The organism is Streptomyces sp. SP18BB07 (assembly GCF_036322545.1).
GTDB classification, from domain to species: Bacteria; Actinomycetota; Actinomycetes; order Streptomycetales; family Streptomycetaceae; genus Streptomyces; species Streptomyces deccanensis.
Window position 1 is genome coordinate 1 of sequence record NZ_JAQYWT010000230.1, and the last position, 18,107, is coordinate 18,107.

At 69.1% G+C, this 18,107-nt stretch carries 17 protein-coding genes and 4 pseudogenes; 12 read left to right on the plus strand and 9 right to left on the minus strand.

The features are described 5' to 3' along the window. Nucleotides 1–110 (minus strand): annotated as a pseudogene (locus PUR53_RS07135) (GntR family transcriptional regulator); the annotation flags it as partial. Nucleotides 111–209: 99 nt separating this feature from the next. Further along, on the minus strand, nt 210–581 hold the full coding sequence (locus tag PUR53_RS48095) for a CocE/NonD family hydrolase C-terminal non-catalytic domain-containing protein (protein WP_443080270.1): 372 nt from the start codon (nt 579–581) through the stop codon (nt 210–212). A gap of 256 nt (nt 582–837) precedes the next feature. Here PUR53_RS48095 and PUR53_RS07145 point away from each other — a divergent pair. After that, nucleotides 838–1,068 (plus strand): annotated as a pseudogene (locus tag PUR53_RS07145) (MFS transporter); the annotation flags it as partial. A 146-nt stretch (nt 1,069–1,214) separates the two neighbouring features. Here the strand turns inward: PUR53_RS07145 and PUR53_RS07150 are convergent. Further along, complete coding sequence (locus PUR53_RS07150) at nt 1,215–2,795, minus strand: tannase/feruloyl esterase family alpha/beta hydrolase (RefSeq protein WP_329907760.1); 1,581 nt, start codon at nt 2,793–2,795, stop codon at nt 1,215–1,217. Nucleotides 2,796–3,354: 559 nt separating this feature from the next. Between PUR53_RS07150 and PUR53_RS07155 the strand changes: the two genes are divergently transcribed. Continuing rightward, entirely contained in the window at nt 3,355–4,812 is a 1,458-nt protein-coding gene (locus PUR53_RS07155) for a tannase/feruloyl esterase family alpha/beta hydrolase (RefSeq protein ID WP_329907762.1), read from the plus strand. 114 nt (nt 4,813–4,926) lie between these two features. Next, nucleotides 4,927–5,236 (plus strand): annotated as a pseudogene (locus PUR53_RS07160) (transposase); the annotation flags it as partial. An 86-nt stretch (nt 5,237–5,322) separates the two neighbouring features. Here the strand turns inward: PUR53_RS07160 and PUR53_RS07165 are convergent. Together PUR53_RS07165 and PUR53_RS07170 are read right to left on the minus strand one after the other, a co-directional pair. Then, nucleotides 5,323–5,481, minus strand: a complete 159-nt coding sequence (locus tag PUR53_RS07165; RefSeq protein WP_329907781.1) for a hypothetical protein — start codon at nt 5,479–5,481, stop codon at nt 5,323–5,325. Nucleotides 5,482–5,642: 161 nt separating this feature from the next. Further along, nucleotides 5,643–5,909: a hypothetical protein gene (locus PUR53_RS07170; protein WP_329907763.1), complete on the minus strand. Its 267-nt coding sequence runs from the start codon at nt 5,907–5,909 to the stop codon at nt 5,643–5,645. A gap of 145 nt (nt 5,910–6,054) precedes the next feature. Here PUR53_RS07170 and PUR53_RS07175 point away from each other — a divergent pair, with 145 nt between their 5' ends. Continuing rightward, the gene (locus PUR53_RS07175; RefSeq protein WP_329907765.1) at nt 6,055–6,432 is read left to right on the plus strand and encodes a hypothetical protein; all 378 of its coding nucleotides are present in this window, start codon (nt 6,055–6,057) and stop codon (nt 6,430–6,432) included. A 426-nt stretch (nt 6,433–6,858) separates the two neighbouring features. On the opposite strand, the pseudogene PUR53_RS07180 reads toward PUR53_RS07175, so the two are convergent. Next, nucleotides 6,859–6,969, minus strand: a pseudogene (locus PUR53_RS07180) (HipA family kinase); the annotation flags it as partial. Between the two features lie 515 nt (nt 6,970–7,484). On the opposite strand from PUR53_RS07180, the gene PUR53_RS07185 reads away from it, so the two are divergent. The 5 genes from PUR53_RS07185 to PUR53_RS07205 all read left to right on the plus strand — a co-directional run bounded on the left by PUR53_RS07185 (nt 7,485) and on the right by PUR53_RS07205 (nt 12,605). After that, a complete protein-coding gene (locus tag PUR53_RS07185) occupies nt 7,485–8,468 on the plus strand; it encodes a GNAT family N-acetyltransferase (RefSeq protein ID WP_329907767.1) in 984 nt (327 codons plus the stop codon). 542 nt (nt 8,469–9,010) lie between these two features. Then, nucleotides 9,011–9,337, plus strand: coding sequence for an ANTAR domain-containing protein (locus PUR53_RS07190; protein ID WP_329907769.1), 327 nt, complete (start codon nt 9,011–9,013; stop codon nt 9,335–9,337). Between the two features lie 274 nt (nt 9,338–9,611). Continuing rightward, on the plus strand, nt 9,612–10,556 hold the full coding sequence (locus tag PUR53_RS07195) for an RNA polymerase sigma-70 factor (protein WP_329907771.1): 945 nt from the start codon (nt 9,612–9,614) through the stop codon (nt 10,554–10,556). Between the two features lie 157 nt (nt 10,557–10,713). After that, the gene (locus tag PUR53_RS07200) at nt 10,714–11,928 is read left to right on the plus strand and encodes an NAD(P)/FAD-dependent oxidoreductase (RefSeq protein WP_329901107.1); all 1,215 of its coding nucleotides are present in this window, start codon (nt 10,714–10,716) and stop codon (nt 11,926–11,928) included. Nucleotides 11,929–12,110: 182 nt separating this feature from the next. After that, a complete protein-coding gene (locus PUR53_RS07205; protein ID WP_329901106.1) occupies nt 12,111–12,605 on the plus strand; it encodes a Rieske (2Fe-2S) protein in 495 nt (164 codons plus the stop codon). Nucleotides 12,606–12,611: 6 nt separating this feature from the next. On the opposite strand, the gene PUR53_RS07210 is transcribed toward PUR53_RS07205, so the two are convergent. Then, nucleotides 12,612–13,286, minus strand: a complete 675-nt coding sequence (locus tag PUR53_RS07210; RefSeq protein WP_329901105.1) for a cysteine hydrolase — start codon at nt 13,284–13,286, stop codon at nt 12,612–12,614. A 106-nt stretch (nt 13,287–13,392) separates the two neighbouring features. Between PUR53_RS07210 and PUR53_RS07215 the strand changes: the two genes are divergently transcribed. Beyond that, nucleotides 13,393–13,860 (plus strand): pyridoxamine 5'-phosphate oxidase family protein, encoded by a 468-nt coding sequence (locus tag PUR53_RS07215; protein WP_329901104.1) that lies wholly within the window; start codon nt 13,393–13,395, stop codon nt 13,858–13,860. A 131-nt stretch (nt 13,861–13,991) separates the two neighbouring features. Here PUR53_RS07215 and PUR53_RS07220 read toward each other — a convergent pair whose 3' ends face one another. Then, nucleotides 13,992–14,888 (minus strand): LysR family transcriptional regulator, encoded by an 897-nt coding sequence (locus PUR53_RS07220; protein WP_329901103.1) that lies wholly within the window; start codon nt 14,886–14,888, stop codon nt 13,992–13,994. A 75-nt stretch (nt 14,889–14,963) separates the two neighbouring features. On the opposite strand from PUR53_RS07220, the gene PUR53_RS07225 reads away from it, so the two are divergent. After that, complete coding sequence (locus tag PUR53_RS07225) at nt 14,964–15,932, plus strand: DMT family transporter (protein WP_329901102.1); 969 nt, start codon at nt 14,964–14,966, stop codon at nt 15,930–15,932. Here PUR53_RS07225 and PUR53_RS07230 read toward each other — a convergent pair. After that, nucleotides 15,923–17,260, minus strand: a complete 1,338-nt coding sequence (locus tag PUR53_RS07230; protein ID WP_329901101.1) for an aminotransferase class I/II-fold pyridoxal phosphate-dependent enzyme — start codon at nt 17,258–17,260, stop codon at nt 15,923–15,925. The two genes, PUR53_RS07225 and PUR53_RS07230, sit on opposite strands and share 10 nt — an antisense overlap. Nucleotides 17,261–17,295: 35 nt before the next feature. On the opposite strand from PUR53_RS07230, the gene PUR53_RS07235 reads away from it, so the two are divergent. Beyond that, complete coding sequence (locus tag PUR53_RS07235; protein WP_329907773.1) at nt 17,296–17,997, plus strand: pyridoxamine 5'-phosphate oxidase family protein; 702 nt, start codon at nt 17,296–17,298, stop codon at nt 17,995–17,997. Nucleotides 17,998–18,107: the final 110 nt, after the last annotated feature.

Genomic DNA, 18,107 nt, shown 5'->3' on the forward strand with positions numbered 1-18,107 from the left:
ACCAGCCGTTGGGCCGGTGCCATCTCGCCGTGCAGGATCGCCTGCCGCAGCTTCGCCAGCGCGAGCTGTTTGGCCTGCTCCCCGGTGCCCGGACGGGCTTCCTCCTGCATCGTGCCCTCCCTGAGTGAGTGCCTGTCGAACCTAAATCTAGGCCAACAGGATTGTCAACAATTTTGTTCTCATGGATGTGGCACTGTTTGCCGGACTGCTCACAGGGCTACGCGCACCGGCAGGATCGCCGCCGAGGGGTGTTCGGGACCGTGAGGGACGCTCTGGTCGGCCGCCCGGAGGGTCGTGGCCGTGGCGAGCGGCTCGCCGGTGCCCGGGCTGCGGGCGTAGCGCGGGAAGGCGCCGCTGGAGACCTGGACCCGGATGCGCCGGCCGCGCCGGAAGCGGTGGGCAGCCGGCCACAACCGGACGGCGGCGCGGCCGAATTCATCGGCACCGGTGCGGCTGGCCAGGCCGTAGCAGACGCCCCGCTGTGGCGATGACCGCCGCCCAGTCCATGTTCGCCGCGCCAGAGTTCGCCGTGCTTGGACACGCTCGGGGCCGCCAGGACGAGATGCGCAAGGCGCTCGCAGATCCGCTCCAGGCCCGCTAGGCCAGCCGTTCGTGGGCGCGGCCGACGTTGGGTTCTCGGATTCGTTGTACGAGCTCGATGCGGCGAAACGTTCCGATTAGGCGACGCCGTCCCGCCGACAGCATGCCTTCTCACCACAGGGCAAGGACAGGGCCGTCCACGCCCGCCACCCCCGTCTCCGTGACTTCTCCCGCCCACTCAGCGGGTGCCGGCCCACGCCTCGCGCCAAGCCCAAAGGCCCACGGGCCCCACCCTGGCTGACGCTGATCGCCCCTTCGGCCTGTTCATGGTCGGTCTGGCCGACTCCGTCGCCTCCATCGCCAACCCCGGACCTCAACACGACCACGGCGACCTGCAATGGCCGACGATCCTGTCTCCTCGTCCTCGCAACCGCATTGATCCTCGGCGGCGATCTCGGCGACCGCTTCGGCCGACGCACCGTCTACCTGATCGGCGTCGCCGGTTTTGCCGTCGCATCCGTCGAAGTGCCAGCGACTCCGGTTCCTGTAATAGGGCGCACCTCACTGGAGAGCCAGCGCGCTCGCGAAGGCCTGAGTTGGGCCTCCGAGCCGGGCCGTCACAGCGGACGCGAATCAGCGAGGGCGGCCGATCCTGTCGGCCGCCCCGGCTCCTTCTACGCGGCCCGCTGCGTCAGCCACGTCCGCTTCGGCCGGCAGACCAGGCTGCCGTCCACAACCTTGCACCAGGTCTGGTAGTCGGAGGAGAACAGCCGCTCGCCCGCCCAGGCGTAGGCGTCCGCGTCGGGCTTGGTGTGGGGCGTGTGCGCCACGAAGTTCGACGCGTCGTCCACACTGCCCGTGCCGTCATAACGGGCGACCTGGGGGTACGGGAAAACCGGCCGCGTTCGCGTCACCGTGCCGTTCGTGATGTTCGACGCGATGATCTTCCCCGGGCTGGTCGCGGTCTCCGTCCACGCCATCACCGGGGTAAGGACGTCGAACGTGTTCGGGCCCTCGCCGCCGCCGCAGTGCGCCACTCCCGGGAATAGGTACAGCTTGGCGAAGCTGTCGGCCTTTTTCGTCTCCGCCGCCTCGCGCAGGGCGTCGTAGTACGCCAGCGTCCCCTGCGGTGAGATGTGCTGGTCGTTCCAGCCGTGCCAGAGGAGCAGCTTGCCGCCGCTCTTGGCGAAGGCGCTGAGGTCGGGGTCCAGGGCGGCGAGGTAGCTGGAGGACTGGACCGTCCTCCAGAACGAGTCCACCGTGAACTCCAGGTCGGAGAGCTGGAAGTCCGGGTCGGGGGCGTTGGTGTGGGCAAGGTAGCGGGTGAACGACGTCACAAAGTTCTCGCTGGCCACCGTCTGGCCCTGGCGGGCCGGGACGAACAGCGTCCATTCCAGCTCGGAACCCCACTCGTGGGCGATCTCCGGCTCCAGCTTGCGGCCCTTCGCGTCCGTGGCACCGTCGTGCAGGCGCTGGACCACGCCTGCCTGGGCCTCGGTGAGGCAGGTCGACGGGGCCTGACTGGCCTCGCACACCAGCGTCTCGGGGTCGAAGTCGCACTGGCGTGGGTCGTCGAGCAAGCCGTCCGTCAGGCCGTCCAGCGCGTCGCAGGCGTCCAGCACAGCCTGGTGGATCACGGGTAGCTTGTCGGCGAGGAGGATGTAGTCACCGTCCGCGCCCTTGTTCGTGAGGACGTTCCACGCGTGGTGAAAGGTGTTCTGAACGACCATGTTGTTCGCGGGTGCACCGGCCGCTATGCCGTCGAAGTCGTCGGGGTAGCGCTGCGCCTCCATCAGGGCTTCACGGCCGCCGTCGGAGCAGCCCGTGAAGTAGGAGTAGGCGGGGCGCTTGCCGTAGAACCGGCCGATGACCGCCTTGGCGACCTGGGACGTGACGTGCACGCTCCGGTAGGCGAAGTCGATCTGCGCCTGCGGGTTGTTCAAGGCCCACGAGCCGTCGTTGAGCCCCTGGTGGCCCATGTCCGTCGTGGCGCTGGCGACCGTGCCGTCCTTGACGACCGGACAGGTCGACGCCTGGCCGTAGTTGATGTTGGCGCTGCCGCACAGGCCACCACAGCCGGTCTGGACGTAACGCTGGGTCCAGCCATTGACCGGCAGGCGCATGACAATGGTGTTCGCCGGAGCGATGGTTCCGCGCGCCTCGCAGTACGGGGCGGACACGTCCGTCGTCACGACCTTCGCTGAAGAGATCGTGACCGAGGCGTCGGTGACGCCGTCGAGGTCGAGTCCCGTCACATCCGCGCACTCCATCACAGGCTTTACGGCGGGCAGGTCCGCCAGGCCGTCCGCTGTGACCGCGGGGCGGGACGCCGTCGCGCCGCTCGCGGAACTCGCACCCAGGAGCGAAGCGAGCATCGCCGCGACCGCCGCGCAGGCGACAGCAGTCGATCTCGTCCGACGCGGGAGGCCAGAAAGGCCACGGGCTGAGGACCTACGCATGAATTGCCCCTTTCGGTCTCAGGCGCGCAGCTGCGAGCTACGGCGCCACCAAACGGATAGCGTGGGGGAAGTTGAAAATATCGTCAACAATTTTGACTGCAATCCGGAGCGGAGGGTAAATTTCCGGCCAGGCCCTTGGGCCCGGCAATACAGGGCAATGCGGCCAACACCGTCGTCAGAGGCGAGCGAGCGTGTCGGATTTCAGCAGGCGCCACCGCCGCCGCTACCGTGGTACCGGTCGTGGTAGGTGGGGGAAGACTCGCGGTAGTGGGGCTTGAAGGCACGGGCAGATAGAGCTGGCCATCGATGGCGATCCGGGAGTCCCCTGTCCCGCCTGGTGAAGGTGCCCGTCCGCTTGCCGGCGGAAACGGGACTGCCGCCGTACTGCGATGTCCAGGTCGACCTGCGCACCGAGGGCGGACACGTATCCCGGATTGAGGTGTGGGTGCCGCTTGCCTGGAACGGACGCTTTCTCGGCGTGACGGGCGGGGGAAACCGCACGGCGCCGGACTACGTCTTCCGTGAGTATGTGCGACAGGCAAACCTGCCGCGAGGCGTCCGCAATGGTTTCGCGACGGCGGCGACGGACGGAGCCAACAAGGATTCGCGTTTCGCGGATTGGGGACAAGACGTTGACACAGGCGAATTGGACTGGGATCTCATTCGGATCTGGGCTCATCTCGCTACTCATCACACCGCCGTTGTCGGTAAGGCGGTGACCCGGGCGATTCACGGGGCCGAGCCCAGGTACTCCTATCTCCAGGGAACATCCGGTGGCGGTCGGCAGACGTTGCTGAGCGCGCAGCGATACCCCGAGGACTACGACGGCATGTGGGCCGGTGACTGCGCGCTCGATTACGCCAAGCTCTCCGTCGGATGTCTGTGGCCGTTGCTCGTGATGAAGGAGCATGACAATTACATGTCACCGGCGAAGCTGTCCGCTTTCCGGGATGCAGCTGCCGCGGCTCTGGAAGGTGAGACCGGCGTCGTAAACGACCACATCGGCGTGTTCGACACCTGGCGCTTCGACCCCTTCCAGATCGTTGGAGCCCTCACGGAGGACGGGCCGATCACAGAGACTGACGCCACCGTAATGCAGATGATTTGGGACGGTCCTCAGCCAGCGGACGGAACGCGACTGTGGGGCGGATTCCCCGCGACCACCGAGACCTGGGGTCAGAACATCGGTCAAGTCGGGATGGCGGTCACCGCCGAGGAGGACGGCCGGCGGGTGCCCGTACCGTTCGTGATGGCCGAGGCGTTCGGGCGCTGGTATTCCGGTGATCCCAACTGGGATTGGAGGACTCTCAATCTCGACAACTTCGAAGAGTTCTTCAACGGTGCCGCCAAGCGATTCGCAGAGGTCGCCACTGTCGACCCTGACCTTTCCGGCCTGAGGGACAGCGGACACAAGTTGCTCCTCAGTCATGCGGTCAACGATGAGGTCATTACGCCGTGGGGAGTGCTCGGCTATTTCCGCAATGTTCTGGATAAGATGGGCGGAGTCGAGGGAACACGTGACTACGTCCGCCTGTTCATGGGCGCGGGCGATGCTCACTCTCACATCACGAAGGGACCGGGGATCTCCTTGGCTGCAGGCATGAAGGCGCTCATGGCCTGGGTCGAGGAGGGTATCGCTCCGGATGTCATCGCCGGGGAGAAGTTCGATCTGAGCGAGGAGCGCATCACCCAGACTCGTCCGATCTACGCGTACCCGTATGCCCCCCGTTACGTCGGAGGCGACCCTCTGGACGCCTTGAGCTACGAGAAGGCTCTCGTCCCCTCGTCTTCACTGGGTGCGCCTTTGTCGTAGCAGGCGCATTTTGCAGGGTGTTATGTCCGTTTCTGACGGGTCTGGTGTCGCCCGTTCGTAGGTACGGAGACATTCCGGACGCCTGTCATGGCGTGTGCACGGTGAGGCCGTGGCATAGAACGAATGCCGTCAACGGACTTGACCGACGAGCAGTGGGTGCTGATCGCGCCGCTGATCACCGCGTGGAAGCTGGAGCGGGTAGCGCGGTCGGCAACGGGAGACCCGGGCGCCTGCGACCTCCGTGAGGTGGTGAACGCGATGTTCTATCAGAACCGGACGGGCTGCCATTGGGAACTCCTGTCCGCGCGACCTGCCGGCCTGGTCGGCGGTGGTCTTCTACTTCACCCTGTGGCGCAAGGACGGTCTTGACCAGCTGATTCAGGAAATCCTGTGGTGCCAGGTGAGAGAGCGGGCCAGACGATTAGCCTCGAACTTTCGTGAAGGGTCGTCGGATTCCCCGGCGACCCTTTTCGGTTGTTCGGGCTGTTCGCAGGGACGGGAAAGTACTGGTCAGCCTGGGTTTGGGAGGGCTTCGCGCCGTGTCAGGGCGGCGGTGATCACATCGGTCCACGGCCAGTGCTTGGCGAGGCGGAGGATGCGGCGCCGATGCGTCATCTGCACCACATGCAGCGAATCGGCGAACCGCCCGTTCTGCGCTTCACCATCCACCTCGGCGTTCCGGTCCGTACGGACTCCACCCCCTGAGGTATGTCTGGAGCTCATCTGGCGTCGGCTCCCTTGGAGTCGGCATCCCCAGGAGCCGTCCAAGGGGTCGATTGCCTGCACGTATTCACGTGTCCACTCCAACCAACGTCGGGTTGTCTCCAGACTCAACTCGTCCACAGCACGGCACAGTTCGGCAAGACGACGTTCCAGGGCATCGCAGTAGGCACCGAGTACGGCGGCTTCCTGCCAGCGTCCGGCCTCCTCCTGAAGCACACCTGCGAGTTGATCCCGAACAGTGGCTTCCTCCATGGCCGCCCGCCGCGAACCTCACCCTCCGCCCTGGCCTTCTTCTCACGCTCCCTGCTCTGTGCGTCCTCCCCCGCTCGCGTCTCGATCTCCTCGAGAATGACACTCAACGCATCCTCAAGCACCCGGAGCTTCCGATCGCGCCAGCGGCCTGGCGCCTTTCGGCCGCCGGCTCCGTGAGTTGGGATGCGGGCCCTCGGTGAGGTACATCTCCAAGCCACGGGCACCGAAGCGGGCCTTCTCGATGCGTCTGCCAGGCGGTTCCAGGCCGTGTCGCTTCGCGTAGTCGACGACGCGCCGCCACTCCACGACCTCGTCGTCATCGGGGTCTGCGAGACGGACACGCCCTTCGCCGAGCAGACGCTGGACCAACTCCTGCACCTTCGCAGGTCGGGCACGAGCGACGGGCCGTTCACTGTAAGGCGTCTGACTGGGCTTGCGATCCGCGCCTCCCCGCCGCCCACCTGCTCCCGCCGACGCTGGAGGCTCAGTGGACGCCTCTTGGACGCCACCGCCCTCAAACGTGGGATCCTCGGGGTGACGGCGGTGCCGGAGGTAGAAGCGGCCAGCCTCGGTGACCTCCGCACGGCCGCGCCCTCCAGCCCGGCCGACCGTCAGAAGCCCACGGTCGCGCAGGGCATAGGCTGAGCGCCACTCCCCGGCGACCAGGCTCGAGGCTCCTCACCGGCCGCGACGCGTTCGAGAAGAGCGCGCTGCCGTTCGTTCAGGGGGACCACCTGTGCACAGCTCACACCGCGCTCCCACACGCCCCATAGAGCCGAAAGAGTGACCCTCAGCCCGGGGCAACCAAGTGTGGCAGAGTTGGCCACTTCTGTGCGCCCCAGCCCCTCGGAAGTCACTCAGCGTGCCTACGCCAGGGAGAGTCTTTCGTCTCGTCGCCGCTGATGACGTCGGCTGTTCCTGGGGAGAATCTGGGGAGTCTCCACGCCGCTGGGGAGCGCGTGGGGAGGATCGGCTACATAACTCGGCACGAACCTGAAAGGCTCTGAAAGACGCATCTACGCAGGTCAGCCACGGGTTCATCTGCATCACCGCAGGTCAGCGCCACCCCATAGACAACTTCAGGACGTACGTCCCCCGGTCGTCCCCCTCGACGAGACCGGGCAGCGATCCACCCTCCCGCAGAGGGGTGATGTAGCGGGTCGCGGCGACCTTGCTCAGCATTTCCTCAGGCCACCCACTTCATTCACCTTGCAATCCACGGTCGACTTCAATGACCGTTCGCCCTGCTTCCGCCTCCGGCATGAAGTGAGCATAGTAACCGAGGGTGATCACCGGCGAAGAGCGGAGTCAGCCACCGCGCCACGGTCACCACGGACTCTCCCGCCGCGCCCACTGCCAGGGCTTCACTCCCTTGTAGGTGTTCCACGAACTCCCCGCGCTCCTCATCGGCGGCTGCCCGATTCCTGCCACGTGGCGAGGCGATCTCATGCTGTAGTGCTCCGCGAGCCGCACCGGTGCGCCCTCAAGCTGCTCTGCGCCGGCGACACCGTCGATCTCGCTGATTCCGGCATTCGTCGAGTCCCAACAGCGGTGGGCTGTGAACGCACCCCACCCACCTCGCCGTCCTCGTCCGCGCCGGGGCACGCTTCGAACGCGGCCGGCTCGGTGAACGGCCACGGACGACTGCGACCTGAACGGAGTGGCGGACCCTCCTCGAAGTTCGAGACCATCCGGTCATGTCGGATGGCGCACCAGGGCAGAACCTTCCGGTCGGCTTCGGATTCCGGCCGTATCGCGGCGACGAAGACCACGACCCCATGGCCGCGGTGCGGCTGGGTTGTGCTGAACGGGACCGGGCCGACCCCCACTCGGTTGTGGAAGGGATACCGACAGCGGCCGAGATCGCCGAAGCCTCGGCCAAGCTGGAGGAGCCGTCCAGGAATCAGATGCTGGTGGTGCACGACGGGGCCGTCATCGGCTACACGACGATCCGGTGGTGGCAAGAGCGGGACGACACATGGCTGTATCTGCACCGCGGCTACCTCTTGCCCCAACACCGCCGCCAGGGCATCGGCTCAGCCATGCTGAGCTGGGCCGAAGCGCGGATCCGCCAGCTCGTCATACAGCATGGAACGGCCCGGACGGCAGTGATCGGCGCGAACGCCATGGCCTCCGAAAAGGAGGCAACGGCGCTCCTGCTCACCGCCGGCTACCGACGTGTCTTCAGCCTGGTCGAACTGAAACTGGGCGATCTCCCGCAATTGCCAGAGCTGGGTAGCGAACTGCCGTCCGGGATACGGACGGGGCCGATCGGGACAAGCCACTACCGTGCGGCCTGGAGGACGGTCGTCGATTCATATGCGGACAACGGATTCACACGGAAATGGACTTTCCAGGACTTCATCGACAGCGCTGACCCGGCGTGCTGGAGAGCCGCGTGGAACGGGCAGGACATGGTCGGCGTCGCCCTCTGCTCCATCCGCCGTCACCACCCCACCGTGGGAGAGGTCGAAGAGCTGAGTGTCCGGACCGACCACCGACGCCGGGGAATCGGCCGGGTCCTGCTGCTGGAAGGGCTGCGAAGCCTTCGCGAGCAGGGTGCAACGACTGCGCGGCTGTACACGGGGACGGCAAATCCTCACCGGGCCTACGATCTCTACGAGAGCGTGGGATTCCGGCGGCTGAACGAGTACGTCCGTTACCGCAAACCGCTTGCTTGATCAACCGGTCATTCAACTGTCCGGGCAGTCCACGGCACACCGTCCAGTTCCTGTGGTCACCAAACCTTCACAGCTGTCGGCTACCGAAAGGGGCTCGGAGGGAAACCCGGCGGGGAACAGTAGAGAGGGAATCGTGTGATCACCGTCGCTGTGTTGCTGTTGCCCGCTTTGGGATTGCTGTTGTGCGCCATGGACCGAATGGAGGACCAGCTGTGGGCCAGGCCACCGAAGGCCCGCCACGCCCGACGCCATCGGCTTCGTCTGGTCCACAGCAACGGCCCCCCTGCCACAGAGCACAGGTCAGGCGGCAAGGTGCGCAGGGCCTCCCCGCAGCATGGCGAGGCCGCATGACGTCCCGCTCCTGGGCTACTCGCCCGGTGCGGGGTTAGGCAGTGAGCCCCCGTCGCGCTCTCCGGGTTCAGCTCGGGGAGCTCGACGCGTTTCCGCCATGCTCTGCACGGTCCCCGCAGGGGGCGGATACTGAACGCAGGGCCGGGCAGACGTGAGGTGTCCACGGCCCCGCGAAAGATCCGGTGATACGCATGGCCTCCTCCGTCTCCGGGCAGGGACCCGGTACGCCTCCCCGTAGCGACGACCTCGTGCACGAGGTCGAGCAGTTGCGCATCGAGAAGGAGCAGCTACGGCGGGCCGTCACCTCCCACGCGGCTGTGGATCAGGCCATCGGAGTCCTTGTCCTCGTAGGGAAGATCACACCCGAGGACGGTTTCACCGTATTGCGTGAAATCTCCCAGCACACCAACACCAAGCTGTCCTCCATCGCTGAGCAGATCGTCAAGCATGCACAGGGCGCGGACCTGCCGGACACCGTCCTGACCGAACTGCGCGCCGCGCTCGCACGCAGGACGTAATCTGCCGCCTCACCGATCTGTGTCGTGCCGCCCCGCTCGCTGTGCCAGGAGTACCTCGACTCCGGCCGTCTCCCCCTTCCCCACGAACCGGAAGAGCCCCCGCTGAACACCCTGTTCCTCGTCCGGCGCCCCGGCGCGGTGGCCAACCCCGATGTCCCAAAAAGCGAGACGGTCCTCCATCAACGAGCTACGCCGACTGTGCGCGCCCGCAGGCGCAAGCGGATCGGAATCTCCGGCCTCCATCCCACGCGCCTCCCCGCATAGGATCCGGGACATGGCGCTGACGATGCACGAAGTGGACCGGTTCGAGGCGGCGAGGCCCCGTCTGGAGGCGATCGCCTACCGCCTCCTCGGCTCGGCGAGCGAGGCGGAGGACGCGGTGCAGGAGACGTTCCTGCGCTGGCAGGCGGCCGACGTCGACCGGGTCGAGGTGCCCGAGGCCTGGCTGACGAAGGTGCTCACCAACCTCTGCCTCAACCAGCTCACCTCGGCTCGCGCACGCCGGGAGACCTACGTGGGCCAGTGGCTGCCCGAGCCGCTGCTCGCCGGCGACCCGATGCTCGGCCCCGCCGACACCGCCGAACAGCGCGAGTCCGTCTCGTACGCGGTCCTCACCCTGCTGGAGCGCCTCTCCCCCAACGAGCGGGCGGTGTACGTGCTGAAAGAGGCCTTCGACTACCCGCACCGGGAGATCGCCGCGATCCTGGACATCAGCGAGGCCGCCAGTCAGCAGATCTTCCACCGCGCGAAGAAGCACGTGGCGGCGGGCAAGGCCCGTACGGAGATCGACGAGGCGGCGGCCCGGCGGATCGTCGAGGAGTTCCTCGCGGCGGCCACCAGCGGAAAGACCGAGCCGCTGGTCAAACTTCTCACCTCGGACGCGATCGCGGTCGGCGACGGCGGCGGAAAGGTCCCGGCCCGCGCCAGGGCGTTCGAGGGCGCCCTCGCGGTCGCGAAGTTCATGCGGGGCCTGTTCAAACCGGCTCCGGTCAAGCGGGCCTTGGTCGGCGGCTCACCCGAGATCCACATCTCGACGGCCAACGGCGGCCCCGCGGTCCTGGCGGTGGTCGACGGCCGAGTCGTCGGGGTCATCTGCCTGGAGATCGGCGGGGACGGCATCGCCGCGTTCCGCAGCCAGGTCAACCCCGACAAGCTGGAACGCGCGACCGAGGTGTGGGCGGCCACCGAGCACGGGGAGCCCCTGTTCCATGCCTTCTGAGCCGACTGATCGCGGCTGCTGAGCCCGCTGGGCCTCTCCTCCAGCATGGTGTGACCTGCTTCACATGCTGTTCCTGTCAGGAAAGCCGGGGCTGCTCGGTTCAAGGGGCGTGACCGAGCAACGGCAAGCCTCGAACCCGCGCAGACAGGAGCAGAAAATGCAGCACCGCATCATCGTCCTCGGAGCCGGCTACACCGGAGCGACCGCCGCCGGGCGCCTCGCCAAGCGGCTGCACCGCGCCGACGTCGCCATCACCCTCGTCAACGCCGAGCCCGACTTCGTCGAACGCGTCCGGATGCACCAGCTCGCGGTCGGCCAGGAGCTCAAGCCCCGTCCCTTCGACGAGATGTTCGCGGGCACCGGCGTCGAGGTGAAGCTCGCCGAGGTCGCCGGGATCGACGCCGACCGCAGGACCGTCACCGTCGTCGACCCGCACGGCGCCGGACAGCAGGAACTGGAGTACGACACCCTCGTCTACGCCCTCGGCAGCGGCTGGAACCCGCAGGGCGTCCCCGGCACCGCCGAGCACGCCCACGAGATCTCCGGCCGCACCGGCGCGCTCCGGCTGCGCGAGCGGCTGGCCGGGCTGGACGCGGGGCAGCCCGTGGTGATCGTCGGCGGCGGACTCACCGGCGTGGAGGCCGCGACCGAGATCGCCGAGACCCGCCCCGACCTGGACGTCGCGCTCGTGGCCCGCGGCGGCTTCGGCGACTGGCTGTCCGACAAGGGCCGAGGACATCTGCGGAAGGTCTTCGCCGGGCTCGGCGTCACCGTGCACGAGCACACCGCCGTCACCGCCGTCGAGGCCGACCGCGTGCTGACCGACGGCACTCCCGTCCCGGCCGCGGTCACCGTGTGGGCCACCGGCTTCGCCGTCCACCCGATCGCCGGGGCCAGCACGCTGGAGGTCTCCGGCACGGGCCAGATCGTGGTCGACGGGACCATGCGCTCGGTCTCGCACCCCGAGGTGTACGCCGTCGGCGACGCGGCCCTCGTGATGGGCCCCGGCGACAAGCCGCTGCGGATGTCGTGCGCCTCGGGGGTCCCGACCTCGTGGCAGGCCGCCGACACCATCGCGGCCCGCCTGACCGGCGGAAAGCTCCCGAAGATCGAGCCCCGCTACTACCAGCAGTGCATCTCGCTGGGCCGTAAGGAGGGCCTGATCCAGTTCGTGACCGCGGATGACCAGGCCCTCCCCAAGGCCCTCACCGGTCGCTTCGCCGCCTTCTACAAGGAGATCATCTGCAAGGGCGCGGCCTGGGCCGTCGCCCACCCGACCGTGGGCATGCCGGTGCGCCGCCGCCGTACGGCGCAGCCGACCCCTGCGGGCGAGGTGATTCCGACGGACGCGACGGCAGAGGTCACGGCCTGAGCCACACGGCACCACCCTTCCGCCGACGTCGCCGATCGCCGACCGACAGCTTTCAGACAGCTGGTTTTGACACTGTCGTGATCCCGGACAGGCCAAGATGTGCACCCTGTCTGAACGTTCAAGCACAGGTCCGCCGTATCCATGGGCGAAAGTGCGAAGCCATCTCGGAAGGAACCGTCAGCATGACCAGCGAACCGACCAAACCCGCTTCGATCCCGGGCCGTCGCACCGTCATGGCGGCCGCCGGCGTGGCGGGACTCGCCGTCGCGCTGACCGCGTGCGGATCGGACGACGACTCGTCGACCTCCGTCTCGTCCGGCGCCGGGGCCGGCGACACGACCGGTGGTGACACGACCGGCGGCAGCACGGGCGGCGGCGACAGCGCGGGCGGCAAGGAGATCGCCAAGACCTCGGACATCCCCGAGGGCGGCGGCAAGATCTTCGAGAGCGAGGGCGTCGTCGTCACCCAGCCCGAGGCGGGCACCTTCAAGGCGTTCTCCTCCGCGTGCACCCACCAGGGGTGCGCGGTGAAGACGATCGCCGACGGAGTGATCAACTGTCCCTGTCACAACAGCAACTTCTCGATCGCCGACGGCAGCGTGAAGAGCGGACCGGCGACAAAGGCGCTGCCGGCCAAGACGGTCACCGTGTCCGGTGACTCGATCACCCTCGCCTAGCGTTCTCTAGGCGCCCGTGGGCCGGCCCGCGGGCCGCTCGAAGCAGGCCACCACCTCGTCCGTGGTCGCGACCGTGGCGACCAGCGCGAGGGTGTGGCGGATCATCGCGGGGGTGTAGTCGGCAGGCACCCCCGCGATGGCGTCACCGGGCACGACGACCGTGTAGCCGAGGTTGACCGCGTCGAACACGGCGTTCGGCACGGCCACGTTGGCCGAGACCCCGGCGACGACCAGGGTGCGGCAGCCCAGGTTCCGCAGCAGCGCGTCGACATCGGTGCCCGCCAGCGGGGACAGCCCGTGCAGCCGCCGTACGATCAGGTCCTCCTCGGCGACCTCGATGGGCGGCGCGATCCGTACGGCCGCGGTGCCCGTCAACTGCCGTACGGGCAGCCGTTCGGCCGCGCGGAACAGCCGGGCGTTGCGGTTGGCGCCCCGGCCGTCGGCCCGCCGCTCGGCGACGGCGTGCAGGACCTGGACCCCGCACCCGTGGGCCGCGGTGACCAGCCGGGCGACCCGGCCGAGCGCCCCCGACGACCGGGCCTCCCGGGCGAGTTCGGGCAGGGCACCGCCGGGCCCGACGACCCCCTGCTGGCATTCCACGGTGAGCAGGACGGTGGTGGCGGGATCGAGGAGCCCGCCCAGCTCCGGCCGCCGCTTCGACTCACTCGCGTTCGCGGGCATGCCATCCCCCTGTCACCGGCGATCGGGCGGTGGAGCGTAACGCCCCTTGCGCGGGGACGGAAGACGACCGATGCTCTTCGGACGCCACGCCAGAGAAGGGGACTCCATGACCGCCACCCAGCGCCGGGGCCGCAAGATCATGATGGAACCCGCCGAACTGGACGAGTTCCTGAGCGCACAGCGGACCTGCCGGGTGGCGACGGTCGCGCCCGACGGCGCCCCGCACGTCAGCCCGCTCTGGTTCGTCTGGGACGGCACCTCGCTCTGGCTCTACTCGATCACCCGCAGCAGACGCTGGTCCGCGCTGCGCCGCGATCCGCGCGTGGCCGTCGTCGTCGACGCGGGCGAGGAGTACGGCGAACTGCGCGGCGTCGAACTGTCCGGCACCGTCGAATTCGTGGGCGAGGCGCCGCGCACGGGCGAGCCGGTCCCCGAACTCGTCGAGGTGGAGCGGCTGTTCGCCCGCAAGAACTTCGGCATCGACGAGATGCCCCACGACGGCCGGCACGCCTGGCTGCGCCTGACCCCCGCCGCCGTCGCCTCCTGGGACTTCCGCAAACTGGGGTCCACGTAACCGGAAAGCCGGGATCCACCTCACCGGACCGGGCCGTCCGGGTGCGGCGCCGGTCCGCCCCGCGAGCCGAGGCGCACCACAAGCCGACGCGCCCGCCCCCAGCCGTCACCCCACCTGCCGCCCGGACCCCCTCACGCGTCCCCCGCCGCCCGTAGCGCCTCCACCGCCGCCCTGATGGACGGCCGCCGGTCGGCGTCCGAGCGCCACACCGCGTAGACGCTGCGGTGGACCCGATGGCGCACCGGCACGGTCCGCACCCCGGCCGGCATCGGGTCTCGGCCGAGTCGGGGCGCGATGCAGACGCCCAACCCGGCGGCGACCAGGGCGAGTTGGGTGTGGTGTTCGCCTGCGCGGTGGGCGATGTGGGGCTCGATGCCGTTGGCCCGCAGTGTGTAGAGCAGCCATTCGTGGCAGAACTCGCCCTCGGGCCAGACGACCCAAGGCTCCTGAGCCAGCTCCCGCAGGTCGATCTCGTCCCGGTCGACGAGCGGATGGTCCTCGTGCAGGGCCACCTCCACCGGGTCGTTGAGGATCGCGGCCCTGGCCAGCCCCTCGGGCACGGGCAGCGGCTTGTTGTACCAGTCGAGCACGACGGCCAGGTCGACGTCGCCCCGGATCACCGCGTTGACGGCGAGTTCGGGTTCCAGTTCCCGCGACCGCACGCGCAGCGCGGGATGGTCCTCGCGCAGCGCGCGGAAGACGGCGGGGAAAAGCCCCCGGAGGGCCGTGGGGAACGCGGCCAGCCGAAGCTCGCCGACCACCTGCCCCCGCTGCGCCTCGAGTGCCGACTGCGCCAGCTCGACCTGCGACAGGATGCGCGCGGCATGCTCGGCGAGCAGCCGCCCCGCGTCGGTGAGGCGCACTCCCCGCCCGTTCTTGGCGAGGAGTTGCTGCCCCACCTCTCGCTCCAGCTTGGCCATCTGCTGCGAGACGGCCGAGGTCGTCACGTGCAGCCCGTCCGCCGCCCCGCTGACCGAGCCGTGCCGGGCGAGGGCGTCCAGGGTGCGCAGGCGCTCCAGATTCAACATGTAAGCGATGCTACGAGAATCAGCTCACCAAATCTCGCTTGTGCTACGAGATCATGAGGCGCCATCGTGGTGCGCATGACCACCGCCACGCCCACCCGAGCCCCCGGTCGTGTCCCCGACCGCTCTCGCGCCACCGTCGACTGGCGGCTGCGCTTCGCCTTCCTCTCCCTTGTCTGGGGTTTCAGCTTCCTCCTGATCAAGGTGGGCACACAGGCTTACGCGCCCTTCCAGGTCACGTTCGGGCGGCTGCTGTTCGGCACCCTGGTCCTCGCAACGGCGATGGCGGTCAGGCGGGAGCGCCTCCCACGCGGTGCCCGCACCTGGGGACACCTGACCGTGGCCGCCTTCTTCCTCAACGCCCTGCCGTTCTCCCTGTTCGCCTACGCGGAGCTGACCATCCCGTCCACGCTGGCGGGCATCTGCAACGCGACCTCACCCCTGTGGGGCATGGCCCTCTCCCTGGTCGCGCTCTCCGAGGACCGCCCCACCCGGGTGCGGGTCGCCGGTCTCGGCCTCGGCTTCCTCGGTGTCCTCACCGTGCTCGGCGCCTGGCAGGGTTTCCACGGTCTGGACGCCACCGGCACGACGATGGCCCTGCTGGCCTCCCTCAGCTATCCCGTCGGCTGGATCTACGTCCGCCGCACCCTGGCCGGCACGACCGCGTCGCACCTCTCCCTCACCGGGGCCCAACTGCTGCTCGCCACCGCCCAACTGGCCGTCGTGACACCGCTGTTCACGAGTCTGCCGACCAGCTTCCCGGTGCTGCCCCTGCTGGCGGTCGTCGCGCTGGGCGCTCTCGGCACCGGGGTCGCGATGCTCGTCCAGTACGGCCTCGTCTCCGAGGTCGGCCCGACGACGGCCCAGATGGTCACGTACTTCATCCCGGTCATCGCCACGGCGGCCGGTGTCGCGCTCCTCGGCGAGTCCCTGGCCTGGTCGACGCCGGTCGGCGCGGCGATCGTCCTGGCCGGTGCGGCACTGACACAGGCGAGGCCGCGCACCCGCGCCGCGCTCACGCACCGCCCGAGGCGACGTCACACGTAGCCCGACCCCGGCCCCGACCCCGACCCGATCGCCGAGGCCACCGCGTCCGCCACCCTCCCGATCTCCCCCTCGGTGAGGGTGGAAACGGTGATCCGGATCCCCTGCGGGGCGCTCATCCGGAAGCGCGCCCCGGGCGCGACGGCCCAGCCCGCGTGCAGCAGCCGGGCGACCGCGCCGGTCTCGTCCGGCACCCGGATCCACACGTTCATCCCGCTGACCCCGTGCGCCTCGACCCCGCGCCGCGCGAGGGCGCCGATCAACGCGTCCCGCCGCAGCCCGTACGCCGCCGCCACGCGTACGGCGTCCACCGCACCGCCGGACCACAGCCGGACGACGGCCCGCTGCACCAGTCGGCTCACCCAGCCCGGCCCCAGCCGCTGCCGTCCCCGCACCCGGTCGACGGTGGCCGCGTCGCCGGTGAGCACCGCGAGCCGCAGATCGGGGCCGTACGCCTTGGCAACCGACCGCACGAAGGCCCAGCTGCGGGTGCCCCCGGCGAGCGGATGCAGGGGCTGTTCGACGATCCGGTAGCCGTGGTCGTCCTCGATGAGCAGGGTCTCCGGATGTTCCCGCAGCACCGACCGCAGGGCACGCGCGCGAGCGGCGCTCACGGCCGCGCCGGTCGGGTTCTGCGCCCGGTCGGTGACGATCAGGGCCCGCGCCCCGCCCTCCAGCGCCTTGCGCACGTCGTCGGGGAGGGGCCCTTCGTCGTCCACGCCGACCGGCACGACCCGCAACCCGAGCGCCGGCACCAGATCGAGCACGCTCCCCCAACCGGGGTCCTCGACGGCGACGGCGTCCCCCGGTTTGAGATGGACGGCCAGCACCCGTTCGATGGCGTCGAGCGACCCCGAGGTGACGGTGACCGGTCCGTCCGGCACCCCGTCGGCGTCCAGGTCGGCCCGCGCGATCCGCGCCAACTCGGGCTCCACCGCGCCCGATCCGTAGAGGACGGGTTCGCGGTCGCCCTGCTCGGCGGCAGCAGCGAAGACTTCCGCCAGGCGCGGCAGCAACGCGGGGTCGGGATTGCCGTCGGCGAGGTCCCGGACCCCCTCGGGCACCTCCACCCGGATGTACTCCCGCCCCGTCGTCGCCGGCCGGGACCGCACTCGGCTCCCCCGGCGTCCGGCGGTCTCGATGACCCCGCGCTCGCGCAGTGTGCGGTAGGCGGCCGCGACGGTATTGGGATTCACCCCGAGCCGGTCCGCCAACTCCCGCATGGGAGGCAGCAGTTGACCCGGCTCCAGCCCGCCCGAGCCCACTGCCTCCTCGACGCTCGCCGCGATTTCGGCTGCGCGCCGTCCACTGATCCGGTATTCTCCTAGCACAAAGCAGATTATGCACTAGTGCAATGGAGAGCGCAATGACGGGGACCCAGCGGTCGACGACACCCGAGCCGACGACACAGCCGCCCGCCGCCTACACCTCCACCGAGCGCACCGTCCCCACCCGGGGCGCCCAGAAGGCCTCGTACGACAGGGAACTGGTGCACTCGATACTGGACGAGGGGTACGTCTGCCATCTCGGCTTCGTCCGCGACGGCGCCCCGGTGGTGCTGCCGACGCTGTACGGCCGGGTGGGCGAGACGCTCTATGTGCACGGTTCGACGGGCTCGCGCCCGCTGCGGATGACGGGCCAGGCCGACCCGGGCCTCCCGGTGTGCCTGACGGTCACCCATGTGGACGCGCTGATCCTGGCCCGCTCCGCCTTCCACCACTCGATCAACTACCGCTCGGTGGTGGTGCACGGCACCGCACACCAGGTGACCGACCCGGAAGAGCGGCGGATCGCCCTGGACGCCCTGGTCGACCATGTCGTACCGGGTCGCTCGCAGGACTCACGCCCCGCCAACGGCAAGGAGTTCGCGGCCACGGCCGTGATCCGCCTGGACCTGAACGAGGTCTCGGCCAAGACGCGCACCGGCGGCGTCAACGACGAGCCCGATGACCTCGCACTCCCCCACTGGGCCGGCGTCGTCCCCCTCCGCAAGGGCTACGAGCCCCCGATCCCGGACCCCGACCTGACCCCGGGCACGGAACTCCCGGCCTACCTCAAGACCCTGTAACCGCCGACCACCCCGCGCCCCGAAGGGGCGCGGGGAACTGCGCGATCAGCCACACTCAACCTGCTGTCCGCAGTCGGCAGAGGCCCCCGCCCCCATCCCGCACGCCGCAA

Coding starts and splice junctions, on each gene's coding strand:
- PUR53_RS07185 (WP_329907767.1), top strand. CDS start 7,485: ATGTCGGATGGCGCACCAGGGCAGAACCTTCCGGTCGGCTTCGGATTC.
- PUR53_RS07190 (WP_329907769.1), top strand. CDS start 9,011: ATGGCCTCCTCCGTCTCCGGGCAGGGACCCGGTACGCCTCCCCGTAGC.
- PUR53_RS07195 (WP_329907771.1), top strand. CDS start 9,612: ATGGCGCTGACGATGCACGAAGTGGACCGGTTCGAGGCGGCGAGGCCC.
- PUR53_RS07200 (WP_329901107.1), top strand. CDS start 10,714: ATGCAGCACCGCATCATCGTCCTCGGAGCCGGCTACACCGGAGCGACC.
- PUR53_RS07205 (WP_329901106.1), top strand. CDS start 12,111: ATGACCAGCGAACCGACCAAACCCGCTTCGATCCCGGGCCGTCGCACC.
- PUR53_RS07210 (WP_329901105.1), bottom strand. CDS start 13,286: ATGCCCGCGAACGCGAGTGAGTCGAAGCGGCGGCCGGAGCTGGGCGGG.
- PUR53_RS07215 (WP_329901104.1), top strand. CDS start 13,393: ATGACCGCCACCCAGCGCCGGGGCCGCAAGATCATGATGGAACCCGCC.
- PUR53_RS07220 (WP_329901103.1), bottom strand. CDS start 14,888: ATGTTGAATCTGGAGCGCCTGCGCACCCTGGACGCCCTCGCCCGGCAC.
- PUR53_RS07225 (WP_329901102.1), top strand. CDS start 14,964: ATGACCACCGCCACGCCCACCCGAGCCCCCGGTCGTGTCCCCGACCGC.
- PUR53_RS07235 (WP_329907773.1), top strand. CDS start 17,296: ATGACGGGGACCCAGCGGTCGACGACACCCGAGCCGACGACACAGCCG.